The 13,993-nt window shown below is 55.8% G+C and carries 12 protein-coding genes; 1 reads left to right on the plus strand and 11 read right to left on the minus strand.

The window, feature by feature from the left end:
• Positions 1-4 precede the first annotated feature (4 nt).
• From HR9077_RS11885 to HR9077_RS11925, 9 genes are all read right to left on the minus strand, one after another.
• The gene (locus tag HR9077_RS11885) at positions 5-829 is read right to left on the minus strand and encodes an SDR family oxidoreductase (RefSeq protein WP_136067201.1); all 825 of its coding nucleotides are present in this window, start codon (positions 827-829) and stop codon (positions 5-7) included.
• Positions 801-1,736, minus strand: a complete 936-nt coding sequence (locus tag HR9077_RS11890) for a Gfo/Idh/MocA family protein (RefSeq protein ID WP_168380937.1) — start codon at positions 1,734-1,736, stop codon at positions 801-803. The genes HR9077_RS11885 and HR9077_RS11890 overlap by 29 nt, the downstream gene beginning before the upstream one ends.
• A 46-nt stretch (positions 1,737-1,782) precedes the next feature.
• A complete protein-coding gene (locus tag HR9077_RS11895) occupies positions 1,783-2,580 on the minus strand; it encodes an SDR family NAD(P)-dependent oxidoreductase (protein WP_136067203.1) in 798 nt (265 codons plus the stop codon).
• Positions 2,561-3,253, minus strand: coding sequence for an acylneuraminate cytidylyltransferase family protein (locus HR9077_RS11900; RefSeq protein WP_210725913.1), 693 nt, complete (start codon positions 3,251-3,253; stop codon positions 2,561-2,563). Before HR9077_RS11900 ends, HR9077_RS11895 begins: the two co-directional genes overlap by 20 nt.
• 73 nt (positions 3,254-3,326) lie before the next feature.
• Positions 3,327-4,391 carry a nucleotidyltransferase family protein gene (locus HR9077_RS11905; protein WP_136067205.1) on the minus strand — a complete coding sequence of 355 codons (1,065 nt, stop codon included), beginning with the start codon at positions 4,389-4,391 and terminating at the stop codon, positions 3,327-3,329.
• Positions 4,373-5,596 (minus strand): UDP-N-acetylglucosamine 2-epimerase, encoded by a 1,224-nt coding sequence (neuC, locus tag HR9077_RS11910; RefSeq protein WP_210725914.1) that lies wholly within the window; start codon positions 5,594-5,596, stop codon positions 4,373-4,375. The genes HR9077_RS11905 and neuC overlap by 19 nt, the downstream gene beginning before the upstream one ends.
• A complete protein-coding gene (neuB, locus tag HR9077_RS11915; protein ID WP_136067206.1) occupies positions 5,593-6,612 on the minus strand; it encodes an N-acetylneuraminate synthase in 1,020 nt (339 codons plus the stop codon). The genes neuC and neuB overlap by 4 nt, the downstream gene beginning before the upstream one ends.
• A complete protein-coding gene (locus HR9077_RS11920; RefSeq protein WP_136067207.1) occupies positions 6,609-7,235 on the minus strand; it encodes a NeuD/PglB/VioB family sugar acetyltransferase in 627 nt (208 codons plus the stop codon). Before HR9077_RS11920 ends, neuB begins: the two co-directional genes overlap by 4 nt.
• A gap of 19 nt (positions 7,236-7,254) precedes the next feature.
• Positions 7,255-8,265: an NAD-dependent 4,6-dehydratase LegB gene (locus HR9077_RS11925; RefSeq protein ID WP_136067208.1), complete on the minus strand. Its 1,011-nt coding sequence runs from the start codon at positions 8,263-8,265 to the stop codon at positions 7,255-7,257.
• A 640-nt stretch (positions 8,266-8,905) separates the two neighbouring features.
• Between HR9077_RS11925 and HR9077_RS11930 the strand changes: the two genes are divergently transcribed.
• Positions 8,906-11,056 (plus strand): hypothetical protein, encoded by a 2,151-nt coding sequence (locus HR9077_RS11930; RefSeq protein WP_136067209.1) that lies wholly within the window; start codon positions 8,906-8,908, stop codon positions 11,054-11,056.
• A gap of 295 nt (positions 11,057-11,351) precedes the next feature.
• Here HR9077_RS11930 and HR9077_RS11935 read toward each other — a convergent pair whose 3' ends face one another.
• Both HR9077_RS11935 and HR9077_RS11940 read right to left on the minus strand, forming a co-directional pair.
• Complete coding sequence (locus HR9077_RS11935; protein WP_136067210.1) at positions 11,352-12,683, minus strand: hypothetical protein; 1,332 nt, start codon at positions 12,681-12,683, stop codon at positions 11,352-11,354.
• A gap of 121 nt (positions 12,684-12,804) precedes the next feature.
• Complete coding sequence (locus HR9077_RS11940) at positions 12,805-13,980, minus strand: DegT/DnrJ/EryC1/StrS family aminotransferase (protein ID WP_136067211.1); 1,176 nt, start codon at positions 13,978-13,980, stop codon at positions 12,805-12,807.
• Between the last annotated feature and the right edge of the window lie 13 nt (positions 13,981-13,993).

Consider the following 13,993-nt stretch of genomic DNA (forward strand, 5'->3'; position numbering starts at 1 on the left):
TCGCTCACCAGGCGCTGAGACCGCCATCCACGTTCACTTCCTGCCCGGTCACGTAGCGCGAGGCGTCAGAGGCCAGGTAGATCAGCGCCCCCGCCAGTTCCTCGGGGCGTCCCATGCGTTTCATCGGCACGCGGGCGGCGTACCGGCGCTGGAACTCGGCGTTCTGACCGCTTTCCACGCCCCCGGGTATCAGGGTGTTGACGCGGATTCCATGGCCCGCCCATAGCGTTGCCAGATAGCGCGCCAGCCCCGCCACGCCGGCTTTCGAGGCGGCATAGACCGGCGGCGTATTGATCGCCACGCCCAGGTACTCCGAGCCTTCGTAGATGCTTGGGTCGCAGCCCAGCTGGCCGTAGATCGAACCGGTATGGATGATGCTGCCGCCGCCACCCTGGGCAATCATCTGCCGCCCGACGGCCCGCGACACCATGAACACGCCATCCAGGTTGACGGCCATGATCTTGCGCCATTCTTCGAGGGCGTAATCTTCCGCCGCGGCGAAGAACGCCTGCAGGTCGTCCGACTTGCTGGCGGCATTGTTGTGCAGAATATCGACCCGGCCGAAGTGCGCGACGGTGCGCTCCACCAGTGCTTCGACCGATGTCTCGCTGGACACGTCGCAATCCAGGCCGATGCAGTCCACCCGGTACTCTTCCGCGATCCGGCGGGCCAGTTCACCGGCGATCTTGCCATCCAGATCGGCGATCGCGACGTTGGCCCCGAACTCGGCCAGGGCACGACAGAAGTGTTGACCCAATATGCCCAGGCCGCCGGTGACGATGGCGACCTTGCCCTCCAGATCAAACAACCGCTTGTAACTGAGCGCCATCGATCATCACCTCATCGTTGATTCGCAGGGCCTGATTGCCGGCAATCAGGGTATTGAGCACCACAAGGCTCGTCTCGGCGGACTCGCTCGGACGCCCCGATTTGACCATTGCGGCGAATTCGCTGAGCAACCGCCGAAACATCGAGAAGTTGTCGGTGATGTCGTGCTGGCTGTGGCGCCGCGAAGCGTGGATATCGACACGGAAGATCGGCGGCACGTCGCCCAGCGCATCGATACAGACCAACGTGCCATCGTCCATGCTGATGGCCAGGGATTCATGACGGCTCGCCAGGGCGCGAATGGACACCGGGCGGGATTCGAGCAACGGAAAAATCGCATCCAGCATGTGGATGCCGTAGCGAGCCCAGTCGTTGACGACGGTGCCGCGCAGCACGCGCAGACGCCCGTAGTCGGCGATCGCGGACTTGCAGGCATCGAGCTCGGTGGCGTAACGCATCCCCGAGCAGGACATCAGCTTGCCCGAGCCGAGAAAGGGCGCGAAATAATCGAGTTCGTCGCTGTCGAGCGTCAGCGGCTTGTCGATGAGCACAGGAATGCCGGCCTCGAGGAACGGCTCGGCCAACCTGCGATGCGATGCGGCGTCGTCGCGAGCGATGATCACGGCATCGACGCGACCGATCATGTCCGTCGGGTCCGCTACCGCGGTCTCGATATGCGTCGCCCGGCACAGCGCGGCGGTCACTTCGGCATCCTGCGTCCAGGCACAGGTGACGCGCAGGCCCTCGACGCCGAATTCGCAAAAGTGCCGACGCCGCACGTACTCGTGGATGACCGGCCAGCCGGCCTCGCGCAGCCCGGCATCGCTGTAGCCATTGATGATCGCCGAGTAGGAGAACGGGTGGCCATTGCCCGGACTGTGCCCGAGGATCCCTACGTTCATCGTCATGCCCTGCCCCTTGAGAAGTTCAGCCATCGAACGCCTTTCGACCCCGTCACCAGATGGCCCAGCCGCCATCGACGCACAGATTCTGCCCGGTCATGTAGCTGCCCGCGTCGCTCGCCAGCAGCGCGACCGCGCCCTTCAGTTCCTCGGGCTCGCCCAGGCGCCCCAGCGGGGCCTTGTCCTTGAGGCGCTGCATGAAGCTCTCGTTGTCCTGGGTCACGGCGTGCGGGAACGCCCCCGGACTTATCGCATTGACACGGATCGCGTCGGGGGACAGGAAGCTGGCGAGATAACGGGTAAATTGCAGCACACCGGCCTTGGCGGCACCGTAGCTTGGTGGGTTGGCATGGTCGGTCCCCGCGTACAGGCGATAGTCGGGCGCCACATGACCGTACATCGAGGCGATGTTGACGATACAGCCGCGATGCTCCTTGATCAGGGGATGGAAGTTCTTGACCATGCGGAACACGGCATTGAGGCTGATATCCACGTCGTAATACCAGTCCTCCTCGTCGATGCTCTGCCAGCTGTTCTTGCGCCCCGACCAGGCATTGTTCACCAGGATGTCGAGTCCGCCGCACTCGCTGGCGATGCGGTCGACGCACGCCCTGACCGAGTCGATGTCGGTGACATCCAGCGCGACGCCGCGATGCTCGCCTTCGGGGAAGCGTTCGCGCAGCCGCTGCGCGGCCAGGACGCAGGCATCGCCGTCACGGCTCGCCACCACCACGCTGGCGCCCAGTTCGGCCAGGGCTTCGCCCATGGCCAGACCGAGGTAGCCGGCACCGCCGCTGATCAGCGCCGTACGGCCGGACAGGTCGAACAAGTCATGCAGTGATCTGTTCATGGTCAATCCCTTTCACCAGGTATTCGGCAATCATGAAATCTTCAAGCGTGTCGATATCCAGCGACCCGCGTCCGTCGGTCACCACCGCCCCCATGCGACCGAAGAGCAGCGCCTCGCCGTTGGCTTGCAGGCGATCGAGACGAAAGGCGTAGACATCGCCGCTGAGCTGGTAGGCTTCCGGCAAGGCCTGGCGGGGCAGCCAGGGGATGGCGCCTTCGATGAAGGTCTCGAGCTCGCCCCGGGAGAGCTTCCAGGCCCTATGGGGGTTGAGCTCGGCAGGCTTGAACGTCGCCGCGGAGTCCATCCCTTCCGCGAGCCGCGTCAGGCACTGGTGGATGAATTCGGATTTGCGAAACGGACTCGTCGGCTCGAGCAGCAATCCGTAGACCGCCCTCTCCCCCTCGGCCTTCAGGCGCTGTGCCACATCGATGACCGTATCGAGAACGCGGGACGTATCGGTGGCGAGCGCGGCGGGACGCAACATGACTTCCGCGCCACAACGCTCGGCGACCTCCGCGATGTCGCGATCATCGGTGGAAACGATGACGCGATCGATGGCGTCGCAGTCGAGCGCCATCCGCAACGTCCAGTCGATCAGGGGGCGTCCCCCGAGATCGCGGATATTCTTACCGGGAACCGACTTGCTGCCACCGCGAGCCGGCACGATGGCCACGACTCTCTTGTCACCTATCATGGGTTTCCCCGACGCTGAAAGGATCGACGAAAAGGCTTGAATGCTCGAAGACTCAAGCCGACTTGATTTGCGAAATGGTCTCGCAGTACTGGCGCCACTCGCCGGTGTCCAGCCAGGCCTTTTCGCTGATCGGATAGACCCCGACCCGGCCACCTTGACGCCTGACTTCGTCGATCAGATCCGTCAAGTGGTAGAATTCGCCTTCTGGAATCAACTTAAGTGCCGAAGCTTTCAGGATATAAAGCCCGGTATTGACCATGAAGTCGTAATGGGGCTTTTCACGCATGGCGCAGAGCTGGCCGTTATCCACGATGTCGCAGATACCGTAGGGGATATCGTAGGAGCGCATGGAAACGACCACCGTGATATCGTTTTCCTCCCTGCGATGATGCTCGACCATGGCGTGATAATCCGCCTTTATGATCACGTCGCAGTTGGTAACGATAATGTCGCCGGAGACTTTTCCATTCAATGCACAGAGACTCCCCCCCGTCCCCAGTGGCTTGTCTTCGTAGATGTAATCGACACGATAGTCGGGCTCGAGCTCGTCGAAGTAGGCTTTTATCATTTTCGACTTGTAATTCACCGAAAGATAAAACTGATCGACCCCATACTCGACGAATGAATCGAGGATTATCTCGATCGCCGTTTTCTCGCCGACGGGAATCAGCGGCTTGGGCAGCACGTTCGTGAACGGCGCCAGCCGGGTCCCCTTGCCCCCCGCCATGACGATGACGGGTAGATTCTTCAGACTGTATCGGTGGTTCTCTACTTCCTCGTCCCCGCACAGCGTTTCCCAGAAATGCGCGTCGATGACGCAGCCCCGATCGTCGATGACCGGCGCCGCGGTGATCTGCAGCCTGTGCATGGCCTGCTTGATGTCATCCCGATGCTCTCCGAGCCTTACGGTATAGGGCGAGGTATTGCATACCTGGCCAATCTCCCCGGCCAGGTCTCCACCGCCGAGAATCCAGCGGCGTACATCTCCATCCGTCAACGTTCCCAGCAACTGGCCCTCCTCGTCGGTCACGAAAAGCACCTTGCGTCGGGTTTCTTCCAGTTGGTAGAGCGCGTCCAGCACTTTCCGCCGGGGACTGGTCAAAAGCTTCTCGAACATTCTGCCTCCTCACCGCAAGCGCTCTCGACAAAGGGCGCGCTGGCGAATCGCTTCTTCATGATGTGACCGAGAGGGATCGTCTTGAGCGTTTCCTTGATCCGATGCGATGTCGAGCCATCCCCGAACCGGTCATAGGGGTTCTTCAGGGCGCTCAACGAGTCGCGGAACGTTGCGTCCAGGGCCTGCTCGATCCCCGCACGAATCCCCTCGCGGCGGTTGTCGACGGTAATCACGTTGGCGGCCGCCAGACGTCCCTGCTGACGCGTGCCGACATTGACCACCGGCAATCTGAACGAGGGGGCTTCGAGCAACCCGCTGGAGGAGTTGCCGATCATGACGTCGAGATGTCGCAGGCAGCTGTGATAGAGGCGTTGGCCCAGGCTGTCGTGAAGCCTCGCCCTATGCGGGTGTCGTTCGCACCACTCGGCCAGACAGGCATTGATCGCCCGCCCCTGACTGTCGGCGTTGGCCTTGGTGAAGACGATATCCAGCTCGTCGAACGCTTCCAGTGCCTCGAGCAGCGCCGTCACCGGCGACCCCGCGATGTCATCGGCCTCGCCGGTGACCGGGTGATAGGTCACCAGCGCCGTCGGCCGAACCAGGGGCCTGCCCAGGGCCCGTGCCAGCTCCCCCCGGCTCAGCAGCTCGCTGCGATGGAGGTGATCCAGCCCCGGCGCACCGTAGTTGAACGTCACGTCGGGCTGCTCGCCCATCTGGAGAATGCGTCGCCGGTAGACCTCGGTCGCCGGAAAGTGCAGGGAGGCGAGTTTGGTCACCGCATGACGGAAATACTCGTCCAGGGCGCCCTGGCTGGTTTCGCCACCATGCAGGTGCGCGACAGGAATACCCTGCACGACGGCGGCCAGGGCAACGGGAACGATCTCGAAACGATCGCCCAGCAGCACGACGAGATCCGGGCGATCCTCCGCCAGGGCATCGCCGCTGGCGAGCAGCGCCAATCCCATCGCCTTGGTGACCGCCGAGCGACTATCCGAAGCCAGCATGATCTCCATGCGTCGGTGGATCGCGAAGCCGTCTTTCTCGATCTCCTCGACGGTAAAGCCGAATTCGGTGGAAAGATGCGTCCCGGTTACCGCCAGCAGCAACTCCATGTCGGGATCGCTTTCGATCTCGCGCAGTAGCCAGTAAAGCAGCCCATAGTCCGCGCGGGTCGTGGTCAGCACCCATACACGTCGACGCATCATGTCAGATCCCGCCAATCGAGCAGTTCATCGCAGCGAATGGCCCGAGCGGCATGCCGCCCCACCACCGCTTCCAGCAAGGCGGGGGACAGTCCCGAGCCGGGTCGCTTGAGGGCCAGGTCGGCACGTGTCAGCACCTCCCCGGCGGCGATGTCCCGTCCCACCGCGATACTCTTTCGCACCACTTTCAGGTTCTGCAGCTCGCAAGGGGCCGGACGCTTTCGCCCGTCGCCACGCGCCAGTTCCACATGGCGGATCGCTTCGACCATCGACCGAAAGTCCCGGGGGTTCAACGAGGAGGCATGGTCCGGACCGTCCAGGCGGGTATCCAGCGTGAAGTGCTTCTCGATGACCTCGGCGCCCATGGCCACGGCGGCTATCGACATCTCGGCACCCGCCGTATGATCCGAATAGCCGATCCGGGTCCCGAAGGCGCTCGCCAGGGTATGCATCGCCGACAGGTTGATCTCCGCGTAGGGTGCCGGATACTCGGTCACGCAGTGCAGCAGGGTGATGTCGGTCGCGCCGGCGTCTTCCAGGCTGCGCATCGCGGCCCCCACCTCTTCCAGCCAGCACATGCCGGTAGACAGGATGATCGGCTTGCCGTAGCCGGCGATTTTCTCGAGCAGCGGCCTGTTGGTGATCTCGCCGGAAGGCACCTTGAAGACACGCATGCCCAGCTGATCGAGGAAGTCCGCGCTGAGCTCATCGAAAGGGCTTGAAATGAATTCTATTCCGCGTTCGCGACAGTAGGCGTGAAGCGTCCGGAACTCGGACTCGGTGAGCTCGAGTTTCTTGAGCAAGTCATACTGCGACTCGCCGATGCCCCCCGACTTGCGCTGATAAAGGGCCGTTTCGGCCCCGCGTGTCACCAGTCGGTCGGCACTGAACGTCTGGAACTTGACGGCATCGGCCCCGCACTCCAGAGCCTTGTCGACCAGTTGCAAGGCCTGTTCCACCGAACCGTTGTGATTGACCCCCGCCTCGGCGATTACGAAAGTAGCCCCTGGTTCCTTCATGCGATTCTCCTTGCCGGGGTGCCGATATAGACGCCGGGCTCGTTGATATCCTCGACCACTGTCGCGCCGGCGCCGATAAAGACCCCGGAGCAGATCTGCACCGACTGGATCAATGTGGCCCCGGCACCGATCACGCAGTGATCACCGACATGCACGTCACCGCACAAGGTGGCCCCGGGGGCGACATGGACGTCGTCACCCAAGGTGCAGTCATGGTCGACGGTCGCGTGTGTATTGATAATGCAGGCGCGCCCCAGACGACTTCCGGTGACCAGAACGGCGCCGTCCAGCACAACGCTGCCATTGCCGCTGACAACGTCGTCATGGACAGTGGCGGCCCGGGCGTAGAGTGGAGGGAAAGCGAATCCAACGGCCTGATAACTGTTCATCAGCAGCAGCCGGGACGAGTCGACCCTGATTTTCCCCACGCCCATTACCGCGGCCGTGCCAATCGCATCCTCGTCCATGGTGAGGTAGTCCTGATCCGTGCCCAGATACGCCACCGGCATGTCGGCCTCTCTTCGCGGAGCGATGTAGCCACGCACTTCATGGTTCAAGGACCTCAGACAAGAGACCAGGACCCGGGCATGCCCGCCTCCCCCAACAATGTAAAAGTCGGCCATATGCGTCCCGAGCTATTGATTAGATGTTATAAATATCGGTTTTGTAGCGAGACAGATTGTCGGTATCGCTAAACCAGGCAACGGTCTGTTCGAGCCCACGGCGCAACCCGTCGAGCCCTTCGAACCGAGGACGATGCCCCAGCAGCCTGGCGGCCTTTTCGGTGCTCGCCCAGAGACGCTCGACTTCACTCGCCACAGGCCGCAGACGCTCTTCGGCCGTGGTTATGGTGATTTCCCGTCCCATGACGTCGGCAATCATACCGACGGTGTCGCCGATGCTGATCTCGAAGCCACTCCCCACGTTAATGACTTCTCCGATCGCGTCATCGCACTCCGCCACCCGGATGAACCCGGCCACCGTGTCGTCGACATAGCTGAAATCCCGCGTCGGGTGTAGAGATCCCAGGTGTATCTGTTCCTGGCCCGAAGCGATCTGGGAAATGATGGTAGGAATCACCGCACGCGCGGATTGCCTGGGCCCGTAGGTGTTGAAAGGCCTGATCACTGCCACCGGCGTGGTGAAGGAGCGATGAAAGGAAAGCGCCACCTGGTCCGCGCCGATCTTTGTCGCGGAATAGGGCGACTGACCGGATAGCGGGTGATCCTCGGTGATCGGCACTTGGCGCGCTGTCCCGTAGACCTCGCTGGTCGAGGTGTGAACCACTCTTTCGATACCCAGGTCGCGGGCAGCCTGGACGACGTTCAGGGTCCCCTTGATATTGGTATCCACATAGGTATCGGGCGAGTGATAGGAGTATGGAATCGCGATCAGGGCGGCAAGGTGAAGAACCACATCGCAGTCCCGCATGGCCTGGCGTACTCCGTACGGGTCGCGGATATCTCCCGCGACCACGTCCAGCTGGCCACGAACATCCGCCGGCGCGGTATCCAGCCAACCCCAGCTATTGAAGGAGTTGTACATCACCAGAGCCCGCACATCGTGGCCTGCCCGGACCAGCGTCTCCGTGAGGTGTGACCCTATAAACCCATCGGCCCCGGTGACCAGGATCTTCTTGCCGCTCAGATTCATTTCCAACCTCGTGAGGTACATTGAAAAGAAAATAGTCGAGTCACTTGCGACATGATGCACAGGACAGTTTTGAGAGCCTGCTGAAGCAAAATACAGCCTATCGCATTGACGTGTTAATCATTAACCCAGCAACCACGCTACCGCCCATAGGCGTTCTGCCCATAAATTGTCACAAAGTTAACAACGGGACCAACGCACACGCCCTGACTACATATTGTTACACAACAAATAACAATATACAGATCAAATGCGCAACTAATAAGCAGGGTTTTGCAATCAACCAATCCGCACGTAATTACCTAGATCAAGCAGCACATCAACATGCCATCAATAATTCTCTAGCGAGCATTCTCACCACTGAAATAACCCTTGAAGTAATTAAACATGGCATACTCAGGCATTAGAAAAATGGCTCACTCGCTCCCGAAATCCAATCAAATTTGTAATCATAAAGCGAAGCATTAGTAGCTTTGAAACACCCCATGCATTAGGATGAATAGCTAGGGTTGCTTTAATCCTATGAAGCTGGAAGCCACTACTCAATGCCGGAGAAAACCTTTCTAACACTCTCCCTAAAGCAGCCCAGCTCATAGCGAATGTTAAACGCCGAAAACAAAGCTTCCAAAGATAAGGTATAGCCATGGAGTTAAAGACTTTCTTCACCCAACAAAGTGACGGCCCATCGCTAAGCAAGGCGACCGTATACATTTATGAGTGGGGCACGAGCCGTTTAGCACAAGGCCTAAAGGATGAATATAACGGGGAGCTGAAAAACCCATTCGACTCCACTAACGAGGGTCTCATAAGATTTTCAGCGCCAAATGGAAAGTATGAGATGTACGTGCGCAGCCAAACTCTAGAACAAAGGCTACAAATTCAATTTTTCGATATTAATGAAGCAGGGTCGTTAACAGTAATAACGGCCACCGGCGTGCAAAATCTAGACGAAGCACTGAACCATCGTATTATTCACCTCAAAAGCATGACTTCGTTGGCAACGTTAAATACAGAAAAAATGATTAGCGGCCAGACAGTCAACGTTGGCAATGAACTTATTGATGACCAGACCACCGGGGGCGAATTTTACTGGGCCGCCGAGAGCACAGACCCCGAGGATGGCGGACTGGTCTTTGGTAATGCATCGTCTGGTCGCTTCAAGCGTCGCTGTCAAGGCGCCGTATATTCCGAGTGGTACGGCCTCAAGGATAGTCTGACGGAAGACCAAACAACAAAATTCTTGGCAGCGAAACAGGCAGCGGAAAACCTCGGAGTCCCTCTATATCTTTCAAGTATCCGCTTCGTCATTTCTGAAACGAGTATTATTAAAAGCCGTTCGATGAGTTGGATTGAAGGCCTGTCTTCCCATCGTAGAACGGAAATTATTTTCAGAAACGACCCCAAACGGGGAGGAACACTGGGTAAGAATGCTTTTCTTTACGACGGGCCCTCCAGCGGTAGCATGATGAGGAATATACAGATACGAGACGAGGTGGCAGGTTCATCCGTAGGCATCGCAATATCTTCCTCTCTAGCTGTGGGTACTCCTAATTGGAAAAATTTTTTTGAACGCGTAGAACTCAGAGACTTTCGTATCGGCGCCATGACGACAACAGCCAATCCATTTGACGGTAGCACTCACGGCTGGGCATCCGAAACCTTATATTTCAACTGTAAATTCAGGAACTGCCAAACATCATTTCTTAACAACAACCTTCAAGCAGTCAATACCACATTTCTCGACAGCGACATGGAAAACGATGTCAGTAACGAAAAATACACACTGATACGCGATGAAGCAGGCGGTGAGATAAAAGTTATCGGCGGCAGTTATATAGGTCGTGGGTTGTTTTATTCCTGGTGCTACCCTGAGTCTGCAAAGAATCTTTGGTATTCAGGAAAAATAACATTTCAATCCAGTCGCTGGGAGTGTCGCAGTGCAGGCTACGGCCGGTCGGTGTGTAAGGAAGATTATTCGACACGCGCCAACTATAGCAGGGCGTTGAATTTAACCCTGAACGATATCCAAATCAACTCGGGCGGGAAAGAAATAGACTTGTTGCATTATGCAGGAAAAATCAATGCGACATTGCAAAATGTTATTTTTTCTTATGGTTCAGGTGTTATACGGCAGCACCCCACATTCAACCTGTCTGCCAATCCAGACCAAGGCGGTATGTCTTCGGTATTTGCACATAACTGTGCAGGGCTTCGCTACGAAAGAGAATCATCCACTCCCTATCATGGGGCTTATGACCAGAAGCTTACAGGTAGTGTCGAAATTTCATCGCCTCACGCTTCAACCGGAGGAGCTTATAAAAAAGACAACGACAACTTTATTTACAACGAAAGCTCTTCGTATACAGAATTTGGTTATGGCCTCTCGGAAGGGTTGACGGAAAAAATACTGACTTATGGAAAAAACGATGCCACATCTGAATTCAAAGAAATCAAATTAAAGCTGCCAAAATACGCAAGAATAACTAAATTCTGGGCTTACAAACAACCTTTCCGAATGGCAAAAAAATCCACCTTATTACTTTACGCCGTAAAAGACAAAGAGCAATGGAAAAACAGAGAGTTCAACACCGATAGCGATGCCACCCTGATATCAAGAATAGAGATAAACCCGAGACAAGCGGGCTATTTTGAAGCCACCATCATACTGGTCGACAACATCTTCGGGGAAAGCTTTCAGTCAGGCATTGACCATTGGCTAGAGGGGCGCTTATATATAAAATCGCTTAGTAAAAACGCCACCTTCACAGGATGGCTGGGGGTTAAGTACTTATGACTAGCAGAACTTTTCCAGCGACTATATTACACGCTGCCTTATACCCAAGGATCCGCAAAATGACACAGCCTGGCAGTGAAAGGCAACAACCCTCCATAACGTCATGCATGCTTTTTTCGGTCAGCAGGCGCAATTTGCTACAAGTGGCCATTCTGGCCCCTATACTACACATGACACCATTAGCAATATCAGCCAATATACAATCCCGAGCCACGATGCGGATCACAAGCCTAGATAACAATATACTTTTGAAAACAACTGGCATTCCTGGAAACACTCATGGTTACTAATCGTCTTATATTTTTATCTTGCGGATTATTAAATAAGGGACAGCAATAGACATTAATGCGCCAATCAAGAAGGCAGTTCCCGACATCAAATCCCCTCGCAACAGGAAAAATATATAGCCTAGCAAAACCAGGTATATTATCTTATAAAACGGCCCAGGATCACCTAGCCAATACTTCCGATCCAACTTGGCCATAACGGTTCCTATCAGGACAGAAAAAGCTAACGCCCCCAGGAAGCCAAAGTTGGCCCACCCTTCTGCATACCATGTAGCCGAGATATTTTTTAGATTATAATTGGCTGTTTCGGCCAGTACATGGCCGGTACCTACCGGTTTCGATGGCCAGATGCCTCTAGGTATATAAAAAAACAACGCACCTAATAACTGGTATCCATAAGACACAAAATCCAAACCAATGATTCTTGTGAAATTCTGGAATGCATCAAAGTGGCCAGCCAAAAGAAATTTATAATCCAGAGAATATGCCAGATCACTGTTCGATGAATACTTTCTAAAGCCCTCGAGAAAAGGAAATATAAATATTATTCCCAAGGCAACCATCAAAGGAACTCTATTATTTTTAATCAAAACTGGAAAAAAGAAGAATAAAATTGGAAAATAATATGTCGGGACAGATAGCCTCGCCAAGCCTGTCGGGAAGGCAGACAAGACCCCCACGAATAGAAAAATAGCTTTAAGTGTGTAAAAATTCCTGACCGTGAACAACATTACGATTGCAGTAGCAATTGGAATAAATCGCACAAAAAAGCCATACATCAATGAAGAATACACTGTATCCAAGCTTCGCCGTTCCACCAAATCTCCGCCACGAAATACTAACGAATAGATATTAAAGTTGTTCATATACAATATGAGAAACAGTGAAGCTAGAGTTACCAGCAAAAGCATCGCTATTTGCAACCAGCTCAAGGAAGTTCTGGCTTCCTTGGCCAACCTAACGTCGTTCGCGGATGACAACATGCTGGATCTATTTGATATTAGGTAACTAACAAAAACAACTATATTGAAAACCAAAACCAATACACCTGCATAAGCGTAATCGGTTCTACCAAACTGCCTCCCGCCCCAATAGATTTCATTATAATAAAGCTCCAACGGAGGGACAAATCCGAAAAACAGAAAACTGAAAAGAAAGAACAGCTTCAGCAGTGTCGCCCCCTTTTGTCGATAAAGGAAAATAACAGCTGTCGAGCTCAGGGCTATCATAAAAAAAACCACCGTCTCCATCATGTCGACACGGTGAATGAAAAAAGCATTTACAAAAGCTATAGACCCGACTATCAAAAAGAAAATCACGTCAATTCTTTTCATGGGCATGGCTATATTTCGCCTATATAATTACCAACTATCAATATCGGATGAAATAGCTTAACAGCAGGGAGTGGGCCTAGTACCAAAAGCCTTATAATGCTCTTAGCCATATAAAAAAATCGAATGTTTACCTAATTGCTTGACACATAATCTTGTCAAGAGTATCGCAAGTCTTGGCGATCTCCTCGTTCGTCAGGGTCGGGTGCACCAGAAACATCAAGCTGGTTTCGCCCAGCTCGCCGGCAATCGGCAGCGGCAGTACCGGCCGCCAGCCCGTCCCCTCGAAGGCTTTCTCCCGATAGACCTCGGAGCAGGAACCGGCGTAGCAGGGGACGCCCCGCTCATTGAGCTCGGCAACGATACGATCTCGCGACCACCCTGCATCGAGGACTTGCGGCTCCACGAACACGTAGCACTTGTAAGCCGCGTGATCTATATGCTCGGGAACGTGTGGCACGCGCAACCCCCGACATCGACCTGCACAATCCCAGATTTGCCGCGCATTCGCCTGACGCTGCCGAGTCCATTCCGGTAAGCGTGCCAGTTGGATGCGGCCAATGGCCGATTGCATCTCGGTCAAGCGCCAATTGGTCCCAAAGCTTTCATGAAGCCAACGAAAGCCTGGCGGATGGGAACGCTCGTAGACGGCGTCCCAGCTCTTGCCATGATCCTTGTAGGCCCACATGCGCTTCCAGAGAGCGGCGTCGCTGGTGGTGACCATTCCTCCCTCGCCCCCCGTGGAAATGATCTTGTCCTGACAGAATGACCAGCAGCCCACATGCCCGAGCGACCCGACACTGCGCCCCTTGTAACGCGCACCATGGGCCTGGGCGCAATCTTCTATCAAGTACAGATCGTATTGAGCGGCAATCGCCATGAGCGAGTCCATCTCGCAGGGCCAGCCCGCCAGATGAACGGCAATGATGGCCCGGGTACGCGGCGTAATCGCCTCCACGACGGCTCGCGGAGAAATAGTTTGCGTATCCCGATCGACATCGACGAAAACGGGCGTGGCTCCGGCAATGGCGATACTGGAAACCGAAGCGAGGAATGTTCTGGAAGTGACCAGGACCTCATCATCGACGCCGATTCCCAGCCCCTTGAGGGCCAGATCAAGCGCCGTTGTGCCATTTGCAACGGCTATCGCGAACTCGCTGCCTGTAGCCTCGGCGAACTCCCTTTCAAAGGAGCGGCCCTCGCTCCCCGTCCAGTAGTTGACCTTGTTGGAAAGCAGAACGCGGCGCACGGCATCGGCTTCCTGCTCGGTAAAGCAGGGCCAGGGTGAAAAGGGAGTATTCAGCATCTTGATCGCCTAT

It is taken from the genome of Modicisalibacter radicis (genome assembly GCF_900961225.1).
Classification (GTDB): Bacteria; Pseudomonadota; Gammaproteobacteria; order Pseudomonadales; family Halomonadaceae; genus Modicisalibacter.